At 35.7% G+C, this 24475-nt stretch carries 24 protein-coding genes; 14 read left to right on the top strand and 10 right to left on the bottom strand.

Features of this window, described 5'->3' with window-relative positions; translation table 11 throughout:
• Positions 1-208: 208 nt before the first annotated feature.
• Together ACR2MV_RS07590 and ACR2MV_RS07595 are read left to right on the top strand one after the other, a co-directional pair.
• Complete coding sequence (locus tag ACR2MV_RS07590) at positions 209-961, top strand: SDR family NAD(P)-dependent oxidoreductase (protein WP_434021306.1); 753 nt, start codon at positions 209-211, stop codon at positions 959-961.
• Between the two features lie 118 nt (positions 962-1079).
• Positions 1080-1529, top strand: coding sequence for a universal stress protein (locus ACR2MV_RS07595; protein ID WP_434021307.1), 450 nt, complete (start codon positions 1080-1082; stop codon positions 1527-1529).
• A 3-nt stretch (positions 1530-1532) separates the two neighbouring features.
• Here ACR2MV_RS07595 and ACR2MV_RS07600 read toward each other — a convergent pair whose 3' ends face one another.
• Positions 1533-2627: a T9SS type A sorting domain-containing protein gene (locus ACR2MV_RS07600; protein WP_434021308.1), complete on the bottom strand. Its 1095-nt coding sequence runs from the start codon at positions 2625-2627 to the stop codon at positions 1533-1535.
• Positions 2628-2886: 259 nt separating this feature from the next.
• Here ACR2MV_RS07600 and ACR2MV_RS07605 point away from each other — a divergent pair, with 259 nt between their 5' ends.
• A complete protein-coding gene (locus tag ACR2MV_RS07605; RefSeq protein WP_434021309.1) occupies positions 2887-3012 on the top strand; it encodes a hypothetical protein in 126 nt (41 codons plus the stop codon).
• A gap of 395 nt (positions 3013-3407) precedes the next feature.
• Here the strand turns inward: ACR2MV_RS07605 and ACR2MV_RS07610 are convergent, their stop codons facing one another.
• From ACR2MV_RS07610 to ACR2MV_RS07625, 4 genes are all read right to left on the bottom strand, one after another.
• Complete coding sequence (locus ACR2MV_RS07610) at positions 3408-4991, bottom strand: M81 family metallopeptidase (protein ID WP_434021310.1); 1584 nt, start codon at positions 4989-4991, stop codon at positions 3408-3410.
• A 206-nt stretch (positions 4992-5197) separates the two neighbouring features.
• Complete coding sequence (locus ACR2MV_RS07615) at positions 5198-5719, bottom strand: collagen-like protein (protein ID WP_434021311.1); 522 nt, start codon at positions 5717-5719, stop codon at positions 5198-5200.
• A 65-nt stretch (positions 5720-5784) separates the two neighbouring features.
• Positions 5785-6732: a DUF6268 family outer membrane beta-barrel protein gene (locus ACR2MV_RS07620; protein ID WP_434021312.1), complete on the bottom strand. Its 948-nt coding sequence runs from the start codon at positions 6730-6732 to the stop codon at positions 5785-5787.
• A 9-nt stretch (positions 6733-6741) separates the two neighbouring features.
• Positions 6742-7233 (bottom strand): hypothetical protein, encoded by a 492-nt coding sequence (locus ACR2MV_RS07625; protein ID WP_434021313.1) that lies wholly within the window; start codon positions 7231-7233, stop codon positions 6742-6744.
• 197 nt (positions 7234-7430) lie between these two features.
• Here ACR2MV_RS07625 and ACR2MV_RS07630 point away from each other — a divergent pair, with 197 nt between their 5' ends.
• Positions 7431-8606, top strand: a complete 1176-nt coding sequence (locus ACR2MV_RS07630; protein WP_434021314.1) for a helix-turn-helix domain-containing protein — start codon at positions 7431-7433, stop codon at positions 8604-8606.
• Between the two features lie 44 nt (positions 8607-8650).
• Here the strand turns inward: ACR2MV_RS07630 and ACR2MV_RS07635 are convergent, their stop codons facing one another.
• From ACR2MV_RS07635 to ACR2MV_RS07655, 5 genes are all read right to left on the bottom strand, one after another.
• Entirely contained in the window at positions 8651-9517 is an 867-nt protein-coding gene (locus ACR2MV_RS07635; RefSeq protein ID WP_434021315.1) for a sugar phosphate isomerase/epimerase family protein, read from the bottom strand.
• A gap of 172 nt (positions 9518-9689) precedes the next feature.
• Positions 9690-12179, bottom strand: a complete 2490-nt coding sequence (locus tag ACR2MV_RS07640) for a mechanosensitive ion channel domain-containing protein (protein WP_434021316.1) — start codon at positions 12177-12179, stop codon at positions 9690-9692.
• Between the two features lie 92 nt (positions 12180-12271).
• Positions 12272-12913, bottom strand: coding sequence for a DUF4468 domain-containing protein (locus tag ACR2MV_RS07645; protein WP_434021317.1), 642 nt, complete (start codon positions 12911-12913; stop codon positions 12272-12274).
• 115 nt (positions 12914-13028) lie between these two features.
• On the bottom strand, positions 13029-13400 hold the full coding sequence (locus ACR2MV_RS07650) for a transmembrane 220 family protein (RefSeq protein WP_434021318.1): 372 nt from the start codon (positions 13398-13400) through the stop codon (positions 13029-13031).
• A gap of 24 nt (positions 13401-13424) precedes the next feature.
• Positions 13425-13712, bottom strand: coding sequence for a hypothetical protein (locus tag ACR2MV_RS07655; RefSeq protein WP_434021319.1), 288 nt, complete (start codon positions 13710-13712; stop codon positions 13425-13427).
• A gap of 137 nt (positions 13713-13849) precedes the next feature.
• Between ACR2MV_RS07655 and ACR2MV_RS07660 the strand changes: the two genes are divergently transcribed.
• From ACR2MV_RS07660 to ACR2MV_RS07705, 10 genes are all read left to right on the top strand, one after another.
• Positions 13850-14467 carry a hypothetical protein gene (locus tag ACR2MV_RS07660; protein ID WP_434021320.1) on the top strand — a complete coding sequence of 206 codons (618 nt, stop codon included), beginning with the start codon at positions 13850-13852 and terminating at the stop codon, positions 14465-14467.
• Positions 14464-15492, top strand: a complete 1029-nt coding sequence (locus ACR2MV_RS07665) for a Rieske 2Fe-2S domain-containing protein (RefSeq protein WP_434021321.1) — start codon at positions 14464-14466, stop codon at positions 15490-15492. The genes ACR2MV_RS07660 and ACR2MV_RS07665 overlap by 4 nt, the downstream gene beginning before the upstream one ends.
• A 3-nt stretch (positions 15493-15495) precedes the next feature.
• A complete protein-coding gene (locus ACR2MV_RS07670; RefSeq protein ID WP_434021322.1) occupies positions 15496-16293 on the top strand; it encodes a hypothetical protein in 798 nt (265 codons plus the stop codon).
• A gap of 123 nt (positions 16294-16416) precedes the next feature.
• Positions 16417-16866 (top strand): hypothetical protein, encoded by a 450-nt coding sequence (locus ACR2MV_RS07675; RefSeq protein WP_434021323.1) that lies wholly within the window; start codon positions 16417-16419, stop codon positions 16864-16866.
• Between the two features lie 19 nt (positions 16867-16885).
• The gene (locus ACR2MV_RS07680) at positions 16886-18766 is read left to right on the top strand and encodes an adenylate/guanylate cyclase domain-containing protein (RefSeq protein ID WP_434021324.1); all 1881 of its coding nucleotides are present in this window, start codon (positions 16886-16888) and stop codon (positions 18764-18766) included.
• Between the two features lie 102 nt (positions 18767-18868).
• Entirely contained in the window at positions 18869-19222 is a 354-nt protein-coding gene (locus ACR2MV_RS07685) for a hypothetical protein (RefSeq protein ID WP_434021325.1), read from the top strand.
• 171 nt (positions 19223-19393) lie between these two features.
• A complete protein-coding gene (locus ACR2MV_RS07690) occupies positions 19394-19891 on the top strand; it encodes a hypothetical protein (RefSeq protein WP_434021326.1) in 498 nt (165 codons plus the stop codon).
• Positions 19892-19998: 107 nt separating this feature from the next.
• A complete protein-coding gene (locus tag ACR2MV_RS07695) occupies positions 19999-21810 on the top strand; it encodes an adenylate/guanylate cyclase domain-containing protein (RefSeq protein WP_434021327.1) in 1812 nt (603 codons plus the stop codon).
• Positions 21811-21834: 24 nt separating this feature from the next.
• Complete coding sequence (locus tag ACR2MV_RS07700) at positions 21835-23739, top strand: adenylate/guanylate cyclase domain-containing protein (RefSeq protein WP_434021328.1); 1905 nt, start codon at positions 21835-21837, stop codon at positions 23737-23739.
• Positions 23740-23851: 112 nt separating this feature from the next.
• A complete protein-coding gene (locus tag ACR2MV_RS07705; RefSeq protein WP_434021329.1) occupies positions 23852-24328 on the top strand; it encodes a hypothetical protein in 477 nt (158 codons plus the stop codon).
• The last annotated feature ends 147 nt before the right edge of the window (positions 24329-24475 follow it).

Genomic DNA, 24475 nt, shown 5'->3' on the forward strand with positions numbered 1-24475 from the left:
CATTACTAAAGTATATTTGATATTCCCCCAATATTTTGAGAAGTGACTTAACCAAAGTCATAAAGCCAGTATCATCTGATACTGGCTTCTTTTTATAAAGGAAGTTTCAATTTCCAAGAAAGCCATACGACCCTTTCTCACTTAAAATAATAATCTTAATTTCACGTATTCAAGACGGACTGATTCAATAACGTTTCAAACAAAAAACATGACTAAAATAGCATTGATAACAGGCGCCACTTCAGGCATAGGTAAAGCAACGGCAATTAGGTTTGCCCAAAACAAGATACGTTTAATACTATGTGGCAGGAGAAAGGATCGTTTGGAACAACTCAAAAAAGAATTAAGTGAATTTGTTGCTGTTACTACTCTCTGTTTTGATGTCGGGGACCAGGATGCGGTTAAAAGAAACATCCAAGGTCTGGGAAGTCCCTGGGAAAATATTGATATTCTTGTTAACAATGCCGGAGGTGCTCATGGCCTGGACCTTTTTGAGCATGGCAAAATTGATGATTGGGAACGAATGATTGACTTCAATGTAAAAGGACTGCTCTATGTATCCAAATTTGTTATCCCGGGCATGATAAAAAGAAATAAAGGACAGATTATTAATATTAGCTCCATTGCAGGGAAACAGACCTATGCTAAAGGCATGGTCTATTGTGCCAGTAAATCTGGCGTTGAGGCCATTAGCAAAGGTATGCGACTGGAACTGGTCCCTCATGGAATCCGAGTTTGTAACATTGCACCAGGGGCTGTGGATACCGAATTTTCAACAGTTCGCTTTAAAGGAGATAAGGTGAAGGCGGATAAAGTATATGAAAATTACTCACCTTTACTGGCAGATGATATTGCCGATAGCATTTATTATTGTGTGAATGTACCTGCCCATGTTCAAATTGCAGATATGACAATTTTTCCAGCTGCTCAGAGCGATGCCACCACAATTCATAGAAACTAGATTGTGATGCAGGTCATTGGGATTGTTGATTCAAATCATTTAAAAATAACTTGGTCTTATTTATATTAAAAGACTCACTATGAAAACATAGTCAGGAACAAATTTAAATACCAAGCTCATGAAAAATATTCTGGTTCCCATCGATTTTAACGACAGTGAAAAGGTTTTAATGAATAAAGCGCTTGAATTTTCAATGGCTTTTAAAGCTAAAATATGGCTTTTACATGTAGCTTCTCCTGAGCCCGAATTTGTAGGGTTTGGCGTGGGTCCGCAATACATACGAGAATCCAGGGCCGAAGAACTGAGAAAAGAACATCGTTTGCTCAATGACTATGCAGCGAAAATAAGATTAAAGGGCCAACAGTGCGAAGGTCTGTTAATAAGCGGTGCGACCATAGAAATGATACTTGAGAAGGCAGATAAGCTGGAAATAGATCTCATAATTACCGGCCATCATGACCATAGCATCTTTTACCAGCTCTTCTTTGGAAGCATCTCCAAGGGAGTTTTAAAAAAGACTAATATTCCTGTATTGATCGTACCGATCAAAGAGTACAAACTCAATTAGAAATTATTCTTTTAGAAATTTGATGGACTGAGATCCTCTTTCGGAAACAACCTTCATAACATACACACCTCTTTCAAATTGATCTAATTCAATTTGATTGCTTCGGCTATAATCTTCATACATAACCTGTCCCAAAAGATTATATATCTGAATTGCTATTAAAGGCTCATCGTGCTGTATTTGAATCATGGTCGATGCAGGGTTGGGAAATACCCTGTATGTTGAGGCTTCGATAGTGCTTAGTCCAAGCGTTGTAGAAGTCAGCAAATACAAGGTTGCTTCACCGAGTCTGTTTTTTTCCGAGCTCAGATAATAATTAAAATCCTCCATAAAAGCAATCGACTCTATCTGATACGACTGGTTAAAAGGAAGATTTAATGTATACTTGTCAACAACTCCATTGGAAAACTTTCCTTGGGAAAAGCCTCTAAGTTCAACTGCAAAAGCATTAATAGTTTCGTAACCTGATAAAACCACTTTATGCTGACTTTTATTTATGGTAGCTCCCGTAATCAGACCTTCAACATCAATCTGATCAATTCTTTCCAAAGAATACTTTCCTGGTTCCTTGGATAATTTATAAACATTGGTTTTTGTATCAATCCAGTTTTTAGTAAAAATATAAAGCGCATCATTGAGCGCTATAAGCGCCTCCGCATCATAATTTGTATTTTGAGGATCCCGAACCAAACCCTCCTGGTCACTATAGTTAAATTCAATAATTTCGGCTTCGACCTGATCCGACGCCAAAAAGGATTTTTTCGAAATTTTATAGACTTTTAAATCTGATCTGTCTCCATTTTGATTGCCAAAATCCCCGATATAAATATAATCTGAATCCTGGGCCAGATCCTCCCAATCCCTATTGTTTGCATTCTCTACAACAACTGTTCTCACTACCTCTCCTGTTTTCTCGTCTAACACGTAGAGACTGTTTAAACCACCCGAATCATTATGTGTGATCAAATGCTCATCAAAATAGATCAATCCTGAGGTTTCAGACACCTCTTGATCCAACTCACTTATTTCCACAAAATTCTGACCCATCAAGATGCAGGGAAAAAGACAGCAAACGACTCGAATAAAATAAGATTTCATTATCTAAAGAATAAATCACTCCATTATATGAATCCCTAAGATACTCATTTCTAGGGTATTTTATTTTCTTTTCATTCTTAAATGACAGGCGCAGACTCCTAAGCCTGAACAAATTCAAAAAATAATATGCATCTCAACACAATAATAAACTTATGCAATTCCAGACTTTTTATAATACTAATCCCTTAAATGAATCGTTATATAATTTCTAATTGCTATAGAAACTTATCCATTGGATATAAAAAGAATTTTGCTATTTATGAAAAAGGTACAGTACAAGGATTTGCTCATCCACTCTTTAGAGCTAAAAATATTTCTCCTTGAGTTAGAAACCAATCTTTCAAAATTAAAAATTGAAGGCATTGACAACACAGAAGAATTCTAAGTGTTTATTTTGTAATCTAAATCGCTGATTATAAAATAATTGAATTGTATTTAAAAAAATAGTGAAAAGTTGAAAGTAAACATGTTTACTTTTTACAATTATTTACACTAAGGCATAAATACGATTGCTATGATACAAATACATTCACCCAACAGAGAAGAAATTAAACGTTTCTTACAGAAAATTGAAAGCCGGATTCGAAGAAATTCATCCAGCACCAAACCAGTTCAAAAATTTGAATCCAGGTTGTAAAGATCCAAAGAATTTTCTCAGTCGAGGCATGTTAAAAATAACTTGCCTTTCTTTGGGTAAATTCAACACATAACTACGTTAGAAAACGAGAAGCTAGTTATTTCCCCCGAGTACCAGTTGTCAACAGGCAACTGGTTCTTTTTTTATTTACCTGACTCAGCCATAAATCGTGCGCTCAGATCAGGATGCTCCATATTCTCATCCAGCGGAAACATGGGTCTTTTAATTCTTTGATAACCTAATCTTTCCAAATCCTGATCGACACCTCCCGGAGTCAGGGCCATGTTCCAATCACCCCTCATATTGTACAATTCAGGTACCAGATACCCTATTTTTACAACAAGAATATCTGAATTTCTAGGATCCAGACCTAAATCTGTAAAATCACTTTCTCTATGATAAGGCTTTCTCTTTTTCGTTACAATAACGGATGCCGAACCTACTTTTACGACCACCTCAACCTCAGCATTTTTATCTCCTTTTTCTATGGCGGTAATCGTTCCTTTCAATCTGATAGGTGGTGCAAATCTATTATCAACCGCGGCTCCTGCAAAAGCATCCACCTCTCCTCCTAGCCCAACCTCCATGGCTTTCTCAACGAATTCCGGCCCTGGAATCGAAGCATATATCAAAGACTTGCCATTGTCAGATTTGAATTCAGACCTGTTTAATAATTTTTCCAAGGTCCAGGTAACATCTCCTGCTCCTCCAGCCGTTGGGTTATCTCCCATATCGCTGATTATGTAAGGCTTCTTTTTACTGGAAAACGCCAGTTTTAAGCTTTCCTCTAAAGTTGCGGTCGGTGCCACAAAAACAAAATCATTTCTGACTTCCCAAAATCTTTCAGCCAATTCTTCTGCTCCCTTTGATACTGCCTCTTGATTATCTCCGGTAACCATCACTACAGCATGATTTCTGGGCTCATCAGCCCAGGCATAGCCAATCCAGATTGCCGCGTCAATAACTCCATCTCGTTTCGTAATAGGATCTACCTGAGCATACAGACTTTTTCCTGGTTCAATTCTTGTGCTTGTTTTTTCACCGGGCAACAATATTGGGACTGGAATCCAGGCCTTAAATTTTGGTTTGCCCAAGCCGCTTTCAAGACGATCTAAGAGATTCTCCAGGGCTCTCTTTTTAGATTGAATAGCATCTTCATGTGGTGCCATTCGATAACAGGTAATCAGATCACTGTTTTTAGCTAGTGTTTCAGAGACATTCCCATGCAGATCCATCGATGTTGAAATAAGAGTTTGGTAACCCACAACCTCACGTATTCTCGAAATAAAATCTCCTTCTGCATCATCCATCCCCACGACACTCATGGCCCCGTGAATATCAAGAAACAACCCATCGTAAGGTAAATTCTTTTTCAACATTTCCAGTGTTTTACCTAATAAGGACTCATAAGCCTCCTTGGTAACGGTTCCTCCCGGCAAGGCATGTCCTTTAATCGTAGGAAACCAAACTGCTCTGCCTCTGTTAACTGAATCAGTTGACAGAAATGGGTAATAATCAAATACTGCAGTACCAGTTTTTGCATGAAAGGCTTCTTCCTGAGTTAGGGCAGGCGAAAATGTGCTGGATTCTATGGCAATTCCAGCAATTGCAACACGAGGCAGATCAGTTTCGCCTTTTGCGTTTGACGCATCTTTGTTTGAAGAAGGCTTGCAGGAAATCAAAGAAATCAACAAAATAAATATACTAAGGCTTTTTAGGGTTTTCATTGCGAGTGCTTATTGAATAAATATGAATTAACTTTTGAAAAAAGAAAGATTTGAAATGAATAAAATCCTTTCAACACTTCCATCATAAAAGTACTATTTTATTCATGACTCCAAACAATTCGAAAGATTCTTTCTACATAAAAAAAACCTATCTAATTACCAGATAGGTTTGTCTATACATTTTATCCAAAAGAAGCTACTTCTTATCAGTTGATACGCCTTACACTATCAACGTTGACAGCTTTTAAAACATCATCCATATTCTTTAAATTGATGCCTTTGGCAAAATCAGCAGGCAAGATGGCTATTCTAAAAATTAACCCGTCAGTATCATTCGGATCCAGTTTTCCAAAATCCACCGTTCCATCCAGAAATAATCGCACATCAAATAAAGTATAGTCAAATGTGTACAATAAAATGCCATTATCTCTAAATATTGTCTGAGGAAGCGGCTCCCAAACATCCAAATCTTCAAACACTTCCATCAATCGGTATACTACTATGATATCACTTTCAAAAACCTCAATATCGCTTGGGATTTCCACAAAATATTCAAAGTTCATGTCTGCGTTCAAATCAGCCTCAACTTCTATCACCTGACCGATAAATCCATCCGCACCATCTTCACCTGGAGCTCCGGGAGGGCCTACTGGACCGGGAGGTCCAACTGTCCCTTCACAGGACATTAAAACAATAGAAAATAACAGTAATGCGTAAATTTTTTTCATAATAGTAGGTTTTACATTAACTAAACAATTATCGGACCATTTTTTTTTAGATTTAAATATGCTTCTTAATTTGACTGTTCCCTGTCTTTAAGCGAGATGCTATAAACAAATCTTAAACTGGCAATGGCACCATCCCGAAAAGAAATATTCTTCTGTACTCGATTATCACCAAATCCGACCAGCGGAATACTAAAATCAACTTTTTGATCCTCCTCATATTGCGCATAACTCCGTCCCAGAGCATACCCGATTCTACCCTCTACATAAATATCGCCAACAAGTTTGTACCTGACAAAAATAGATTCATCGATACTCTTTCTTTCAATATAATCTCCTTGATACGCTTCATCACCGAGCCTGTAAGTTGTAATTAAACCAAAATGACTCCAGCCTGCAGACAATCGCTCATTTGCCTGATACTTTACCTTCCCATACACCGGGTAAAGACCATTCATTGACCATTTTTCAGAAATTTTCCAATCCACATTGATCAAAGGCACCAAATAAGGGCCGAAAAGTTCTTGGTTGTACATGGCTCCATATCCTAACTTAAGACCTTCCTTATATTTCTTTTCGTACAATACCAATGCTCCCATTTGAAAATGATCTATATCTACATTTTTAAAGTCAGACATGAATCTGGGTGCTAAGAATACCTGAAGTCCTCTTCCTTCCGAAAACTTCTGATACAAACCCGTTCTCAAAATAAAACCATGAATATCTATGGGATTCATAATTTCCGGAGGCGTTTCTTCGTCGTTACCTACATGCCAATAAAAATAATTAACACTGTTATACCAGATAGAGCGTTCGTTCATTTCTATAGGAGCCACTAAGGATGCCATAGCGCCATACTCCGTTGCTTTACTTTGATAAATGGAATCATAGGCCTGCGGGAAGCCATAGCGTCCCGATACAGTGATCAGATCCAATGTTTCCTGTCCTTTCGATATAAAAGAGGTAAACATCAGTATCAATGTCAAACCAAGGTATTTCATGATAATTTTTCGCATGTATTCAGTTTATTTTTCATATTCAAACAATTCATTCTTTACAATTTCATAATTCTTCTGGTTGCCAGAAATAGTATATGTTTTTTTAATAGAACCTATTAGTCCCCCTGTTATCGCCCCAATTGGAATCAATCCCAAGCCATAAGCTGCAGCAGCTCCTTCTCTACCACCAAAAAATGAGTCTTCACCGGTGGTTAATCCTGCAACAGCTCCCACAAGAAGTCCTCCGGCTGCACCGTATCCAATTCCACGTCCCACTCTTCCTTTTCTTCTAAATTTCAAGCGTTCTATTTCTGCAATCTTAAAATCCTCCCTTTTTGTACCTTCTAAGTAAAGAACCGTTATTGATGAATCTTTACGCTGCGAAAGATAACCTTTAATAGTTTCTCCATTGTTCAGTTTTACCCACATAATAAAAACTTTTTTGTCTTTCTGTTCCTCTTGAGAGAACAATTGGTATGTGCCAAAAATAACCATTGAAATAAAAAGAATTGCTTTCATGCTGATAGGTTTTACATTCTACATTCAAATCTATTTTCTAAAACCAACCTAAGCATCCCAAATCATCAAAATCTTTAAAATTAGGACTATAAAAAATCTTTTAGGTCATCCGTATCGAGCATACCTTAGAGATTATTCACCTCAAAATGAAGGTCTTATTTTTTTTTAATATCTTAGAACGACGAATTATCCAATCAATGCAAAGTCAATTATCCCTTATTGATCTTTTTAATATTTTATTTCTGACCGGCGTTATTTATGGATTAATCTTTTGTACCGTATTATTCTTTTTAAAAAGAAAAACCGAAAAACCCATTCTATATCTGAATTTACAGGTATTGTTTATTACGCTTAACAATCTTCAGGCCTGGCTCATTGACATGGGGTTTATCAGTGATATTGTCTATATAAAATTCTTAAGAATTCCATGGTATTTTATGTGTATGCCTATGTTTTATATCTTCTTGATATATTATTTGAAGCTGTCAAAAAAATTAAAACCATTCCTGACCAGTACCCTCGTTTTTTTCAGTGGATTTATCGTAGCCAGATTAGTACTTATAGGCTACGGACAGCTAAATGAATATAGTGAAGATCAACTGAGAATACTGATCATGAAATATGGGAATGTGGAGGAAGTAATCGGATTTTTATACACTCTCATTGTTTTTATTCAGTCCCTCCTTATTTTCAACAGAGGTAAAGAAGCATTTAAGTTTGTCCTTCTATATGATGATCTGACATGGATCAAACACTTCTTTAACTTGGCTGGGATGATTATTTTTATTTGGGTCATTGCCATCATTATCAACCTGAATGACCCTTTGAACAACTCCCCTGTAGTTTACTACCCTTTGCGATTGAGCACAACGATTTTGATCTACTGGATTGGCTTTAAAGGCTTATTCAGATTCCGAATTATGGAGGATAGAATTGAACTGAGGGCCAATATTAAGAAAGGCCTTGAGACTACAAATTTTGAGTCCCTGCTGAATGAGAAAGAAAGGGAAATAGATAAAATACAGTCCAGAAAGCAACTCGAATTATTTACTAAAATTGACTCGTTGGTTCAAGAAAAAAAATTGTTTCTTGATCCGAGTCTGAGTCTTGAAAGTTTAGCAAGCTCTTTAGGAATCAGTGCAGGATACCTTTCTTTTCTAATCAATAATTATGGTTCCTCCAATTTTTCTGATTATATCAACCAATTTCGCGTTCATCAGGCCAAACAATTAATTGTAGAACCAGAATACTCAAATTACACCATCGTTTCCATTGGATTGGAATCGGGTTTTAATTCCAAATCTACCTTTTATAAGTCGTTTAAAAAGTTTACCAATTTAACCCCTGCAGAATTCATTAAAAGCCAATCATAAAAAAAGCCCGGTTTAGACCGGGCTTTATCTTATTTGAGAAATACTTAATAATTGGTCGTCCTCATATATTCCAAACTTTTTTGAACACTTTCTAGAGGTGTAAAGTTGTATTTTTCAACCTCCACGATACCATATTTAAGCCCAGACTCTTTCTTATGTTTAAAAATCGTATTAAAATCCATTGTACCGCTTTCTCCAAGTTCTGTTTCATCCTTAATATGCCATAACATGAAACGACCTGGATACTTTTCAAAATATTTCAAAGGATCCTTGCCTCCATGATTAATCCAATACAGGTCCAGTTGAAACATCATTTTATCAGGATCACTTAATTCAATCATATGATCAAATACTGGTTTGCCATCAAATTCTGTTGTAAACTCTTTATCATGGTTATGATAGCCAAAATAAATTCCTTTGGCCTTACATTTTGCACCCACTGCGTTAAAATATTCCATATACTTTTTTAAGCCATCCAGACTGGCATACCCTTCGCCGCCCATCCAAGGCTGAACAATCCATGTAACACCTGCTGCTGCATGTGCATCTATGGCTTTATCCCACCATGCCATGGTTTCATCCCATCGCTCCTTCGATGGTAGATTTTGTCCTGTATGCGATCCTAAAAATTGCAAACCGCTATCTTCACACAACTTTTTGAATTCAACAGGGGACATTCCATAAAACTTTCCATCAGCATAGCCTGCCGCTTCGACGAATTTATATCCCATAGCACCTACTTTGGCCACCGTTGCCTTGGGATCATTTTTCATATCATCTTTCACCGACCACAATTGCAATCCTATAAAATCATCTTTAGGTTCAAATTCAATCTTTGAAAATCCTTGAATAATCAAGGCCAAAACCCCTAATAACAACAGGCCTTTCCAGGCTTTCTTTTTTAATCCCATAATTTAATCTTTAAATATTTAATACTCTATAATTTGCCAAAAAAAAAGAGGATATCAATTGTATATTTTCAATGTGCACCCTCTTTACCGGGCAGCATCAAATTTACCAATTATCCTCAAGACAATCAACAACTTAAAAGAATAAATAAAATAAAAATCAATCGAAAAAAAACTATTTTAGCGATTCCGAGTCGGGTGCTGACTTTGGCAATATTTTCTGATCTCCATTCGTGGCGGGCAAATCTTTGATATGTAAATCGCGCTGTGGAAATGGGATTTCAATCCCCTGTTTTGCAAATTGATTATACACCTCGATTGAAACATCACTTTTTGCTTGCAAACCCACCTCATAATGTACCCAAAAACGCAGTTTAAAATCTAAGGAACTCTCTCCAAACTGACTAAACAATGCCTGAGGAGCAGGATTCTTTAAAGTATATTTACTACTCATGGCCGCTTTCATGAGAATCTCTAAAATTTGATTGGGGTCAGAGCCATAGGTAGTTCCAATTAATATTTCAACACGCTTTATACTATCTGAAAGAGTCCAGTTAATCAGATCATTGGCAATCAGATTGTTATTAGGCACAACAACCTCTGCACCATCGAAAGTAATAATGCTTGATGAACGAACACCAATTCTGTTGACCGTTCCCAATAGATTGTTTACCTCTACTGTATCTCCAACATGTATGGGACGCTCAAACACAAGAATCAAACCTGAAACAAAATTCGAAATAACCGTTTGCAAACCAAAACCAATACCTAAACCAAGAGCTCCAGCCATCAGGTTAAATTTACTCAAATCTATACCCAAGGACGATAATGCCAATACAATTCCAAAGCCAATAATAAAATATCTTAACACCAAGGAAATCGCTGCAGGAACTCCTTTAGGCAGCTTAATCACCTTAAAAGAAACTTCTCCGCTATCGAACAGGAAAGAAATAATACTTGTAGACAGAAAAGCCACTGTCAGAATAACAATGAACCTCAGAATATCTCCCATGGTAAAGGTGATACTCCCAAACTTATAGGGTTCAGAAAGAATATCCGTAAAAAACTGATTTAGTGGGGTAAGCAAGTCGATCATTCCCAGGAAGAACAAAAACCAGGCAATAAACGCTATTACTCTGATGATTCGAAGTAATTTTAATTCAAGCGCAAACTTTTTTTCTTCATCATCTATCCCCTTTGTGTTAAAATGCCAATGTATCAGACCGGTTGAAATACCTCCCGCTATCATAAGAATACCATAAAATACAAGTGTCATAACGCCACTTTGGGTACTTACCTTTAAAGTAAGATCCGTCAAATTCGTATAACCAAGAATATTCGAAATAATTGACACGAACAACAAAGCATAGACCAGAGGAGTCAAACGAATTAAAAACAATCCAAAATTCCCAATTTTCATTTTTCTGGTTTTAAGATAGGGTCTTGTAAAAGCTACAAGAACACCAACTACCAGAAAAGCTTCCAATAACAAATAGATTCTGTACTGACCAGAAGAAAACCACATATAGGTTTTCGCTGTATCCAATATAAAGAACAGGACGATGAAATAAACGATCTTTTTAAATCTCTTGTACATGTATGGCTGCACCAAAGGAATTGAAAGAATCAGAATCAATAAGACGACAATATTTCCAAATAACATAGGTGTATTCGTAAAAAACAATTTGGCAAAGATCAGTGCTATAAAAATCATGCTGACAACCGAATTGTTCAATATGATGTCCTTTGAATTTTGAAGGTCACCATCTTGTTCATTGAATGGATACTTTTGAAAAGTTTTTCGCAACAAGATCATTAACAACACCACAAGCCCTACGAATAAAATGTACAAATAAAAACTATGTTCACTGGTTTTAACAAATTTTGAGATGCCTAATATATTCTCAGTTATGGATTCTACTTCGTCTTTTTCTCCATCATCTCTGTCGGAATCTTTAAAAGAAGATTGCCATAAAGGCTCATGTCTCAAATAAAAAAGATCATAAACTTCAGAATTTTTCAATGTATTCAATTCTCTTATAACCTTGTTAACCAATAATTTATGGTTATTTATTTTTGATTCCAACACCAAAAAAGCATTGTTCTCATTGGTGATTTGTCGATTGATCTTTCTATAATCGTTTCTTACAAGTCGAATACTTGTTAAGACTTCCAAGGGAAGCTTTTCTGCAACAGCTTTCTTATAGGTTAATTCCCAGGTCTTTTCCTTAAAAGTGACTATTTCCTGAACGATTATGTTTCGCTCTTCATACTCATTAATAGTCGACTCCCAATTTCCTAAATGGTCATAGTACCCTTCCCATTTTCTTATCAAATTATTTATTTTTTGTCTGTTGGGATTGGCCTTTACGAAATTTCTTTTTCGTCTTTCCTGGTCTTCTATGAATTTTGCAAAAGGAGGATATAATGAATCAATTTTTTTGATGGAATTACTCAACCTGATCTTTCTTTCGGTTGCTTTAATTTCCTCATTCGCCTCTTCTATCCCCTGAATTATATTGGTAACTTTAATGGCTTCTGGAACGGAAGCTCCGGTTGAATCTTTCTTATTCTCATCAACGATTTGCGCCTGAATAAACAGTGGAAAGAAGCAACAAACAAAAAGCAATATGGTACGTGAAGAAAAACTAAATGTAGATCGCATAAGATTATAGATAAAGTGCTAAAAATAACAACTTAGATGAGTACAGGCAACATTTTTTAAGGCTTATTTCATTTAAACAAAACTTATTTCAATTAATTACCAACCACTGTCTCATTAAGAGAAAAAATATTTGTTTCTCCTTCACTTAGCAGAAAAGTATTCACTTCCTCAAATTGTGCAGGGCTGTTTTCTAAAAAAATATCTCGACGTTTTTTGAATACCAAATTCGCTTTTAGCAATTTATTCATATCGTCATTATAGTTTTTTAAGGCATCTTTATCGACTTCTATAAAATTAATACAATCAAAAAACACATCTTCTTTACCATACATTTCTTTTCTCATATCTGTAACTGCATAGGTAATTGTATAGGAGTCTTCACCAACTTTAATTTCAATTAAATGCCCAAAATAAGCGTCCAAGACCTCAGCCATTCCACTTCTCTTCGGATATAATTCTTTACCAATATTCTTGTACAAGACCTTTGTTTCTCCTTTTACAAGAAGTTCCTTGCTTTCAGGATCAACCGATTCTATCACGTTATTTTCACCATTAACTTCATTGGTAAACCATGTTTCTGCTCTTGAAAAAATAAGCGACGGTTTCAAACCATTCAAATCATAGGTCTTTGAAACCGATTTTTTTGCTATTTGGCTTTCCTGAGCCATAAGAGCACCTGAAAAGAATAAGATCATCAGCAGGCAAATTCTGAGCACCTTTTTTAATTTGATCATTTTTAAATGTGTTTAAAATTGATTATCAATTCTAAATTTCTGATTTTAAATGACGTATAGGAAGTTCGTCCTAAGAAAGTTTTAAACAAGTTATGAAAAATCACCTCGCTGGGTATTATGATTCTTTTGAGTTTTGCCTCGATAAATAAACCAGGGCTACTATCCCAATCAGCAAACCCATAAATTCTCGGGTTCCCTCGATATAAGGTTTTTTATACACCATTTCTCCAACCAATTCCGATTTGTCATCGCTTTTTAACCAATCAGTAAAAAAACCAAAATGCATCAAACTGAACAATATCATTGCCAAGATGACCAGGTAGAATACAATTTTGGGAATTTTAATAAAATTAGAGAGCGCAAAAAACAAGGCTACAGTTCCATAAACCAAGACCCATATAACAGGATCGGGATCATTTAATTGCAAATAGGCGAATAGTACAAAAACCAGAAACAGGCCCCAATTGATATATTTTTTCTTCATCATAAATTTTAAATCAAAATAACAGGTTTAGCTGGCTTTACCTCCACCTCCAAACAAGATACCGGCCCCAAGCACAAAACCAAAATCATACCAGCCGCCATTATTATTAACAGCATATAAGGCAACATTGTCCATGAACAAACTTACAACAAAAGAAAATGGAGCTATAAAACCATGCCACAAGCCTCCAAAAAAGCCATAGGACACCGTGTCAACGCAATTTTCCACAGGAATAGATTGAGCACATCCGGTTAGCACAAAAATCAAAACAGCTGCGATTAAAAGAAATCGAAATTTATTGAAATATCTTTTCATAATACTAGGATTTTATCCCTTAAAATTAAGCAAGATTGACCACATAAATACCTCGAACTAAATATTATCGCTATATTTATGTAAAAGTCAAGCTGTTTTTTTTTGATATAAAATCCTTCATCGAGAATATTTTCCATATGATCTATTTTATCGACATATTTCTATATCTACTCAGTATCTATTTTATATGTGGTCTGATTTTCGGACTCTATTTTATTTTTTTTGCTGCCACCAAATTCGACATCCTATTAAAGGATAGTAAAAAAAGGGTTCGGCTTCTTTTATTGCCAGGACTTGCTGCCACCTGGCCCGTTTTTATATATCGAATCTTTCATGTTAGAACATATCAAAACGGCTCTTTTTCACATAAAAAAATACATATAATTATTTGGATTCTGATCATTCTGGTTATTCCTCCGTTCATTTACGGTTCCATTAATTTACTTGAATTTAAAGACATCCAGATAACTAAAGTTGCCGAATCAAGTGCTGTACATGAAGGTGCTGTAGTTGCTGAAAATGACATCATAAGCATTCGATTAGAAGGTGATCAACTGTCTTTAAGTTTAAAGAATTCTCTAAAAAGTGCTTCTTCTTTGGTATACTCTTGTGATACTGAAGGAAACAAATTAAAATTAGTAGGGCAACTAAACAGTTACAAGACATATCGTTTTCGAACGGAACCGGATATCAAAGGCATCATCATTTATGATGGTATTAAAAACAAAACAGTAACCAAAGTTCTTTTTCCATGAGCACATCCTATCAAATGGTTCAATGGAATCAGCATAAAAAGAATTATGACAAGTTCATTTTAATCGTTGTAATACTGTACTTGATACTTTTTGCACTCATCACCCTGATGTTTAATTCGGAGACCAGCATTGAAACTCTGGTCATAAGATCATTCGGTTCATTATCTGTGATTTTGCTGCACATTATTCTGAGCATTGGACCTTTATGCAGGATTAATTCAAGATTTATGCCATTGCTTTATAACCGAAGACACTTAGGCGTGATTATGTTCCTTTTAGCACTTATTCATGGAAGTTTCTCCATCTTTCAGTTTCATGCGCTTGGAGATACGCACCCAATATATTCTGTTTTCACTTCTAACATGGATTATAATTCAGTTACTAATTTTCCATTTCAGGTACTTGGATTTCTTGCTTTAATCATATTGTTTTTGATGGCATCAACAAGTCATGATTTTTTCCTCAAAAACCTGTCTTCAACAGTTTGGAAAACACTTCATATGATGGTGTATCTCGCCTATGGCCTCATTGTACTTCATGTATTTCTTGGATCTTTTCAGCAAGAAACTTCCCTCTTCACTATGGGTTTTATGATTGGTGGCTTCCTGACGATTTCAGGATTACATATCTATTCTGGTCTCAATGAAATAAGAAAAGATAAAGACCTGAATGCTGGCATGGAAGACTGGATCTATGTTTGTAAACTAAATGATATAGCAGAAAACAGAGCCAAAATCTGTCGTGTTGACAAAGAACATATCGCCATTTTTAAGCATGATAACACTTTATCTGCTGTTCATAATGTCTGCAAACACCAAGGAGGGCCCCTTGGGGAAGGAAGGATTATTGACGGCTGCATTACCTGCCCCTGGCATGGCTATCAATACCTGCCGCATAACGGGCAATCACCCCCTCCCTTTAAAGAAAAATTAGCTACTTATCAATTGAAGCTGGAAGGAGAAAATGTTTATTTGAATCCCCTTCCCTTCCAAGAAGGTACAGAAATAACCCCTTGTAAATGCTGACATATGAAACCTGAAGATGAATTTTATGTTGGTTATACTAACAAAATGGGTAGAAAGACAAAGAGAACAATAACTGTTTTCATGATTGTCGTTTCTTTGGTGGTTCTTATCGGTGTTTTTGCATTTTCTTATTTTCAAAAACCCTTTGTTAACAGCACTTTTGAATTAAACAAAGTCTCCACCCTTCGGGGGGTTTACCATGAAAATCCCTACCCGATGCTCAGAGTCCAGGTAGCTGAAAATTCTTATAAAAACATCTTACTTTTAGGTTTTGGTAAATCAAGTGTGAACCCTTTTATCCGAAAACTGATGCAGGATGAAGGAAACCTTCATGGAAAAACTCTTTCCTTGGAAGGCAACCTGATTTATTACAACGGAAAAACATTAATTCAAATAACGAATGATGAAAAAGTAAGCTTGGTAAATAGCTCAATCACCACCCTTCCAGAAAATAAAAGTCAGGGAAATACAATACTTACTGGAGAGATTATTGATCCGAAATGCTATTTCGGGGTTATGAAACCCGGCTTGGGAAAAATCCACAGAAGCTGCGCTATACGTTGCATTTCAGGAGGAATCCCTCCCGTTTTGGCCACAACTGACCAACAAGGGCAGACTTCGTATTATTTATTGACCAATTTAGAAGGTGAACCATTAAACCAGTCGGTGTTGCCATTTATTGGAAAACCTGCCTTGTTAAAAGGAGCAATTGAGAAGTCAGAAGACTGGAATCTTTTAAAAACAGATATCACGCAGATTGAAATCCTAAATAATCGCTCAAAAATATACACCTCGAAGTAGGAAGTCTTTCGGTAAATAAAACATGTCTTTAGGACAATTATAAGGTCCGTTCGTCCAAAAATCCTTAAAATTAAGAGCCGTATGCCTTAATTTTCAAGGAACTAATCTTTAAACCTTTAAGAAATGAAAAACCAGAAACGTTATTATTTAAGTATACTTTGCGCCTTTCTTTTCACCGGAATTATTTATGCCCAAGATCAAATTGGTGTCACCTTACGTTGTGATGTAGCAGCTCTGAATGAAGGTGAAGACCCTGCTACAGCCTGTAGATTTGTTGATCAAGATCCAAGTATGACGACAAAAGAATACACCACATATGCCGAAGTGGGAGACACAATTATTTGGAAGGGAGAATCAACCGATGGAAGTGCAGCTATAGATATAAAAAAAATTAAATATGAAAGAGGGACCAATGTTTTTAATAAAACCGATTTAGATGGCACAACTACAGTAGTAGGCTCTATCGTAAAAAAAACCAACGGAAAAGACTACACGTACACGATTTCCTTTAAAATCAATAATACAGGAAAAATGCATTCAATTGATCCCAAGATCAGGGTAGGAGGAGATTAAATAATTATCGGAATCCAAGATGAGAAAAAATAGTGAAAAGAATTTAATTATTAGAAATAAGGCTCTTCGATCCCTGGGTTTTTTTCTTATTTTATTCGGGCAGCTATACTCTCAAAGTATCCAGAAAATTGACAGCCTTGAGGATCTTTATTATCAAAAAGAGAGAACTCCTGATTTGGAAATTTTAAAAATACTCTCGTTTGAACATCCGGATGTTGACCAAGCCATTTTTTACAGTCAGGAGCTTATTAAAAACTCCCAAAGTTCGGAACTTCGCACCTATTTATTTCATGGCTATTTTCATAAAGGAAATGCCTTGAAGAAAAAAGGAGATCTGAAAGAAGCCTTGAGTTATTACTTTAAAGCTGCCGAAATTGCTAATCTTCAAAACATCAAAGTATCTTTAGGTAATGTCAATATCGCCATAGCTGATGTCTATTCCATCAGTAATGATCATCAAAATGCCGTCTATTATTATAAAAAGGCCATTGCCATCCATTCAGAAGCTGGTAATGACGAAGATGTAGCAATTGCCTATGAGAATCTGGGTGATGAATACCTGAACGTGTCAAAACCCGACTCCGCTTTGATCATGTTTCAAAAGTCAGGACCTGTTTTCAAGAAACTTGGCTTTACAGAAGGAATTGCCATGAATATTGGCAATAAAGGCATTGCCTATGCTTTATTAGGACAAGACGATTTGGCCAAATCAGAAATCGCCCATGCTATCAATATGTTCGAAGACATGGCAGGTTATCAAAATGCAATCTCGGTATTTTTATCCTATATGTCGGATATATACATGAATCAGGGAGATTTCAGGCGAGCCTTGGAATATGCCCAGGAAAGCCTGTCGACTGCTGAGAAATATGGATTAAAAGATGAAATTAGCTCGGCAAATCTTCAACTCTCAAGAATCTATGAAGCCTCTGGCAATCATAAAGCTTCCTTGTATTCGTATAAAAACTATACCATTTACAAGGATAGTGTGAACAATATTACCAATGTGCAACAAATGGCCAATTTAAGAACACAGTTCGAAATTGCACAAAATCAAAAAGAAACAGATTTACAGATCGCACAAAAACAACTGGAAGTAAATCGATTAAATCAATCAAAGAAGAATCAAAAAATCACCATAATTGCCATTGCCATGGCTTTAGTTCTCATTATTATATTTACCATTGGTTTATATAATCGAAATCGATACATCGAAAAAACAAGCAGAATCATTGAAAAAGAACGCAATCTTTCCGATAAGCTTCTGCTCAATATATTACCGGAACAAACAGCGTTGGAACTAAAAGAAGAAGGCAAAGTGGTAGCCAAAAAATTTGATTCAGTTTCAGTGATGTTTACCGACTTTAAGGATTTCACAAAGCATTCTGAAGGTCTGAGTCCCGAAGAACTTGTAAAGACGGTGGATTTCTATTATTCCAAGTTTGACGAAATCATAAAATCTCATGATTTAGAAAAAATTAAAACGATTGGAGATGCTTACATGGCAGCGGGAGGCTTACCCTTCCCTACAGATGACCATACATCAAAACTGGTAAAGGCGGCGATAAACATTGCTGAATTTGTTGAAAATGCACGTATTAATAATCCAAGCGGCGCGCAGCGATTTGAGATTCGTATTGGAATTAACACAGGTCCTGTGGTAGCAGGAGTGGTAGGAACGAATAAATTTGCCTACGACATCTGGGGTGATACTGTCAACATTGCTTCCAGAATGGAATCCAATTCTAAATCGGGTAAAGTAAATATATCTCACAATTCATTTGAGTTAATAAAACATGAATATGACTGTACCTACAGAGGTGAAATAGACACAAAAAACAGAGGTAAAATGAAAATGTATTTTGTCGAAGGACTTAAAAATATTGCTCATAAGGTCTAAGTACTAACAATGATTCAATTGACCTTAATCATCTGATATATTGACCCTTATCATCCCAATCCTCCTTGTTGTTTTATAATTTAACAGACTAAAACAATAAGCATGTATACTGAAATAAAATCTTACCGCGTTTTTCTGGATTCCGGAACACAGAAAAACAGATCTTTTACAACTATTAACTTATTTGATAAGGACGATGAAATGATCGGAAGCATTCAATTTTTTGAAGATGAATTCGAAGAATTACAACCTCTTGATATGGATCACATTTATATCCTCTACCCTATATCAAAATTTCCCTTTATAGTTGACATATTGCGCAATGAGAAACCCTTATTCTTAGGTCACTGGGAAAATAAATATGGAAAATACGGACGAATCTGCACAGGAAAAGAACCTGTTGGAGAAGGAGAAGTTCCCATTCCATCTTTTGTAAAGAAGAGTCTTAAAGTATAATTTTAAATGTATTCTCGCTATTCTCAACTCATGAATTAGAACATCATGAAATAATATCATGGGTAAATAAAACAGGACCTAGGGTAACAAATTAGGTATGTTCGTCCTAGCTCATTTTTATAAAATTCCATTACCAATTATATTTAATCATCCATCCGAAAAATATCAAACATGAAAAAATATGTACTTCTATTGCTGGTTTTGCTACCGATTTTTAGTTACACACAATCTGGCACCACCATTTATCTAAAAATAATTGAAGAAATGCCTCCCGAAAGAGTTGATGACATAAAATGTTATGTGCAATTTTCAGATAATCAAGCTTCGTCAGTTTCCGAAGTATGTAAGCCAGAAGTATTTACCTCCGATGTCTGGGCCCGAAAAAAAGTCAAATGGAGAAAGAATTCAGATCAAGCTGGAAATGTCACAAAAGTTAAGATTATGGCTGTTCATTACACGGAAAGAAAAGGCAGTATCAATATTCTGAAAAAAAAGATCATGGTCCCTAATATTTGGGGCAATGTGAATGGCAGAGTTCAAAAAGAAGGTATTGAAAATCTGGCCCAAGAATTATATAGTATCACTTTTAAGGTCACCTTCGAAACGGATGGTGTTAGCCATGAAGAAACCTATACAATTGACCCGATTCTAAAATTCCATGCCGAATAATCATTCTTTTGATGTAAATGTTTAACAAACTAGATATATGTAAATTTTATTTCATCCTTTTTAGGAAGGTTTTATGCAGCGGCATGCTGTTTTTTATCTCAATAACGATGCTAGGTCAAGACCAGCATCTTGCTGATAGTCTGGAAACAGTATATGATAACGGTAATTTCGAAGAGGAACACAGGCTTCAAATCCTGTGTAAGTTGTCTATAAAACACCCTGACTTACAGGCAAAAATGAGGTATACAAACGAACTTCTTTCGCTTGCCCAACGCATGGATTCCATTCAGTATTTATATAGTGCCTACTTGGAAAAGGGCAATATATTCAGTTCGTTGGGGGAAATGCCCGAGGCTATCGACAATTATTTAATGGCAGGTGATGCTGCTATTAAAAATGGTGATTCTATAGCACTGGGAACTATGTATGGGTCAGTTGCCAATGTTTATCAAAATATGGAAAATTATAAAAGAAGTGTTTACTTTCATAAGAAAACTCTCCGTATTCTGCGTAATAATATCTCAGAAAAAAAAGATACTTCTAAGTTAGCTATCTCCATCATGAATTTAGGTTATGTATATGTAAAGCAGAAAAAACTTGATTCTGCTTTGATCTGCTACAATGAATCCGGTGAATTGTTTGACAGGATTAATGACACAATCGGACTTGCATACGTTGAATTAAACAAAGGATCAATTTATGCAGAACAGCAAGATTTTGAAAATGCTGAATCAAACATAAACAGTGCTTTTCCAATCATTGAAAAATATGGACATTTTGAAGCTATGTGCGAAACTTTAATTGAAATTTCAGCTATTTATCTAGTGAAAAACGAAACAGAAAGGGCCGCTCAATTTGCTCATAAAAGCCTCGACTTAGCCATGGAACACAATCTTAAACCTGAAATAAGCCGGGCAAACCTACAGCTTTCAAAGATTTATGAACAGTCAGGAAGAGATAAACAGGCAAATGTATTCTTCAAGGATCATATACTATACCGTGACAGTGTAACAAACCTATCATCTGTTCAGGAAATTGCCAATATGCGAACTGAATTTGAAGTCTCGCAAAAACAGGCAGAAATCGAATTAAAAGAAGCAGAAGTAATCCTGCTCAATGAGCAGAAAACAAATCAGAGAGTGCTAGTATTAGGCATGGTTGTAATACTCGGAATGACAGGATTATACTATTGGAATATCAATAAAGAAAAAAGAAAATCTGACGATTTACTGCTCAACATCCTCCCCTCCAAAACGGCTGAAGAACTGAAGAAAAACGGTCAGGTAAAGGCCAAAAAGTTTGAGTCAGTCACGGTTATGTTTACAGATTTCCAGGCTTTTACAAAACATTCTCAGAAATTAAGTCCGGAAGTTTTGGTAAAGAGTGTGGATTATTATTTTTCAAAATTCGATGACATCATTGAAAAATACCATCTGGAAAAAATTAAAACCATTGGGGATGCCTATATGTGCGTGGGAGGATTGAATATTGAGAGCCCTGATCATCATATCAAAATGATAGAAGCAGCCTTCAAAATAGCGGAGTTTGTTAAAAAATCAAAGCATTCAGAATTGGGAGATATGGCCCATTTTGATATTCGAATAGGCATTAACACCGGGGCCATTGTTGCCGGTGTAGTAGGGAAAAAGAAATTTGCCTATGATATTTGGGGAGATTCGGTGAACGTTGCTTCTCGCATGGAAACAAACTCTGAAGTGGGAAAAATTAATGTTTCCGAGAACACCTATCAACTCATTAAGAATGATTTCAATTGCAAATACAGAGGCGAAATTGAAGTTAAAAACAAAGGACTCATGAGAATGTACTTTGTTGAAGAAAAAAAAGGGTCCAAGGTTTTACGTGAAGACCAAAGACTAAAAAGAAAAAGAAGTAATAAAAAAGTAAAAATCACTGTTTAACTGTCAATTTATTTCCCCCACTTCATGAAACCCTTATCAATCATTTCACTCTTTCTAAAGCAAACATGGGAGAAGTATGCCATTTGTTTTGCTTTATTAATCGGATTGATCAGCACTTCTTACAGCCAACACACAAGCAGAAATGATAGTTTAAAACATAAAATTGATCTACGGCTGGTTCAGCAAAAAGATCAGTTGCATACCCTCAAATTATTGATTCAAACTTACCATGATCCAGATTTCAAAATCAAATACAGCGATAAACTCATCAAAGCTGCGACAGAATCAGACTCCTTGGATTATCTCTTTTCCGGCTATCTTTATAAAGGTCAGGCTTTATTCGATAAAGGAAATTACAAATTAGCGCTTGAGAATTTGAAGCAGGCTGCACAACTGGCCTCACAAGGTCACAACACCAGTAATTTAGCGATGACCTATAGTTCAATGGGTATGGTGTATGCTTCTTTATCCAATAAGTCGAAGGCACTCGATTATTATAATCAATCATTAGATCTTTTTAAATCAATTCCTGATTCACTACACTACGCTATTACGCTTCAAAACAAAGCAGATTACTATTTAAACCAAAAAATGCCCGATACTGCCTTGATCTATTTGAAGGAATCCGGGCAGATTCTCAAGAGTGTTAAGAACAATAGAGGGATTGGAAATAACTTTGGCTTGATCGGAATAGCTTATGCTCAAAAAGGAAAGCCCGAATTTGCTGAAAAATACATGCAGCAGGCCACAAGTATCTTGACAGCCAATAACGATTACCAGGGGCTCGCTATTTACCTGTTATGCATTAGTGACATCTATTTCGAAAAGAAAAATTTTGATACTGCCCTTGAATTTGCAAACAGAGCTTTGGACCTGGCTACAAATTATGGATTAAAAGAACAGATCAGTGATGCCTATTTAAAACTTTCCGATATCGAAAAATCAAAAGGAAATGCAGATAAAGCATACGTATTATTGAAAAATCATATCATCTATAAAGATAGCTTACACAACCATCTAACTATTCAGCAAATAGCGGATACGCGTTCTGAGTTTGAAATTGCACTGAAACAGCGCGAAATAGATGGTCTTAATCATCAAAAAGCGAATCAAAAAATTATGGTAATCGCAATTGTAATTGCTCTTTTTCTAACCAGTCTTGGGGCTTTAGGTCTATTCCACAGATTTAGGTTTATTCAAAAAACAAACCTCATTATTGAGAAAGAAATGAGTCGTTCTGACCACTTATTGAATAATATTTTACCCCTTGAAACAGCAACAGAACTCAAAGAACGTGGTGAGGTTAAAGCGAAACGATTTGAGTCCGTGAGTGTTTTATTCACTGATTTTAAAGAGTTTACAATTCACTCAGAGCACCTTAGCCCTGAACAATTGGTCAATAGTGTAAATTACTATTTTTCAAAATTTGATGAAATAATAGGTAAATACAGCCTGGAGAAAATCAAAACAATTGGTGATTCTTATATGTGTGCCGGAGGTTTACCCTTTCCCTGTTCAAATCACCCAGCTAGAATGGTACTAGCTGCTTTTGAAATTGTTAAATTTGTTGAAGAATCAAGGAAATCAGGTAGCAAAGAGCTCGCCCATTTCGATGTTAGAATAGGGATCAATACCGGACCGGTAGTGGCAGGTGTAGTCGGAATTAAAAAATTCGCCTATGACATCTGGGGAGACACTGTCAACGTTGCATCACGTATGGAAAGTAATTGTGAAATAGGCCGGGTAAACGTTTCAGAAAATACATATAAAATTATCAAAGATTCCTTTGAATGTGAGTATAGAGGTGAAATCAAAGTTAAAAATAAAGGCAAACTTAAAATGTTCTATGTGAATCAGCCAAACAATATTAATGTGATTTCCAATCAATTTTCGGTTCAGGAGAAGGAAATAAAAAACATCGTTCTTTGATATTGAATATTCAATTCAGCGACGATTCTCGTACTTCTACAGACAACTAAAAATTCTTTTATTAAATTGTCAAAAAAACTAAATTTGCAGGGAAATTAAACTATTTATTACCATGAAAAAATCTATTATCATTCTGTTAATGGCTTCAGTTTTGATCAGCTGCAACTCAAACAATACGAACAAGGTTTCTGATACTGAAATTTATTTAAAAGTAATAAAAGACATTCGACCCGGTGTCAATATCAGAGAATGTATTGAATTTTCAGATAACAGAGGAAGTGCGCATTCTTTACCTGGTTTTCCTGAGTATTTTATGACGAAAGTATATGCCGGTAAAAAAGTAACCTGGATGAGTTCGCCTGATTCAGATCAGACCATCCAGATTATTGAAGTAAATTTCAAGGAAAATAATATCAGTACGAACATTTTAGAAGAGACTTATATCAGAGGAAAAAAGGGAAAAGTTTCTGCCATGGTAAAGAAAAAAGGAGAGGTTCCAAATCTGGCCAATCAATTCTATAATATTTCTATTTCAATTAATAACAAGGTCTATACGATTGATCCAATATTGCAATTTCACGCAGAATAATCTATTTTTTTGATACTGATAATTTGTTATTTCGTCTTTATTTAATAGATATGCTAAATATTTCTGTGACCCATAAAAACTTTGAAAACCCTTAAAATATAGGATAAAAGGCCATTTTGACATTTATTTATGTAGTAAAACTGTCGC

Source organism: Lutimonas sp. (genome assembly GCF_051011215.1).
Lineage (GTDB): Bacteria > Bacteroidota > Bacteroidia > Flavobacteriales > Flavobacteriaceae > Lutimonas.

Coding starts and splice junctions, on each gene's coding strand:
- ACR2MV_RS07635 (WP_434021315.1), bottom strand. CDS start 9,517: ATGGGATTAAAAAAGAAAGCCTGGAAAGGCCTGTTGTTATTAGGGGTT.
- ACR2MV_RS07645 (WP_434021317.1), bottom strand. CDS start 12,913: ATGATCAAATTAAAAAAGGTGCTCAGAATTTGCCTGCTGATGATCTTA.
- ACR2MV_RS07610 (WP_434021310.1), bottom strand. CDS start 4,991: ATGAAAACCCTAAAAAGCCTTAGTATATTTATTTTGTTGATTTCTTTG.
- ACR2MV_RS07660 (WP_434021320.1), top strand. CDS start 13,850: ATGATCTATTTTATCGACATATTTCTATATCTACTCAGTATCTATTTT.
- ACR2MV_RS07650 (WP_434021318.1), bottom strand. CDS start 13,400: ATGATGAAGAAAAAATATATCAATTGGGGCCTGTTTCTGGTTTTTGTA.
- ACR2MV_RS07655 (WP_434021319.1), bottom strand. CDS start 13,712: ATGAAAAGATATTTCAATAAATTTCGATTTCTTTTAATCGCAGCTGTT.
- ACR2MV_RS07700 (WP_434021328.1), top strand. CDS start 21,835: ATGAAACCCTTATCAATCATTTCACTCTTTCTAAAGCAAACATGGGAG.
- ACR2MV_RS07680 (WP_434021324.1), top strand. CDS start 16,886: ATGAGAAAAAATAGTGAAAAGAATTTAATTATTAGAAATAAGGCTCTT.
- ACR2MV_RS07685 (WP_434021325.1), top strand. CDS start 18,869: ATGTATACTGAAATAAAATCTTACCGCGTTTTTCTGGATTCCGGAACA.
- ACR2MV_RS07620 (WP_434021312.1), bottom strand. CDS start 6,732: ATGCGAAAAATTATCATGAAATACCTTGGTTTGACATTGATACTGATG.
- ACR2MV_RS07630 (WP_434021314.1), top strand. CDS start 7,431: ATGCAAAGTCAATTATCCCTTATTGATCTTTTTAATATTTTATTTCTG.
- ACR2MV_RS07675 (WP_434021323.1), top strand. CDS start 16,417: ATGAAAAACCAGAAACGTTATTATTTAAGTATACTTTGCGCCTTTCTT.
- ACR2MV_RS07615 (WP_434021311.1), bottom strand. CDS start 5,719: ATGAAAAAAATTTACGCATTACTGTTATTTTCTATTGTTTTAATGTCC.
- ACR2MV_RS07590 (WP_434021306.1), top strand. CDS start 209: ATGACTAAAATAGCATTGATAACAGGCGCCACTTCAGGCATAGGTAAA.
- ACR2MV_RS07605 (WP_434021309.1), top strand. CDS start 2,887: ATGAAAAAGGTACAGTACAAGGATTTGCTCATCCACTCTTTAGAGCTA.
- ACR2MV_RS07690 (WP_434021326.1), top strand. CDS start 19,394: ATGAAAAAATATGTACTTCTATTGCTGGTTTTGCTACCGATTTTTAGT.
- ACR2MV_RS07705 (WP_434021329.1), top strand. CDS start 23,852: ATGAAAAAATCTATTATCATTCTGTTAATGGCTTCAGTTTTGATCAGC.
- ACR2MV_RS07665 (WP_434021321.1), top strand. CDS start 14,464: ATGAGCACATCCTATCAAATGGTTCAATGGAATCAGCATAAAAAGAAT.
- ACR2MV_RS07625 (WP_434021313.1), bottom strand. CDS start 7,233: ATGAAAGCAATTCTTTTTATTTCAATGGTTATTTTTGGCACATACCAA.
- ACR2MV_RS07670 (WP_434021322.1), top strand. CDS start 15,496: ATGAAACCTGAAGATGAATTTTATGTTGGTTATACTAACAAAATGGGT.
- ACR2MV_RS07640 (WP_434021316.1), bottom strand. CDS start 12,179: ATGCGATCTACATTTAGTTTTTCTTCACGTACCATATTGCTTTTTGTT.
- ACR2MV_RS07600 (WP_434021308.1), bottom strand. CDS start 2,627: ATGAAATCTTATTTTATTCGAGTCGTTTGCTGTCTTTTTCCCTGCATC.
- ACR2MV_RS07695 (WP_434021327.1), top strand. CDS start 19,999: ATGCTAGGTCAAGACCAGCATCTTGCTGATAGTCTGGAAACAGTATAT.
- ACR2MV_RS07595 (WP_434021307.1), top strand. CDS start 1,080: ATGAAAAATATTCTGGTTCCCATCGATTTTAACGACAGTGAAAAGGTT.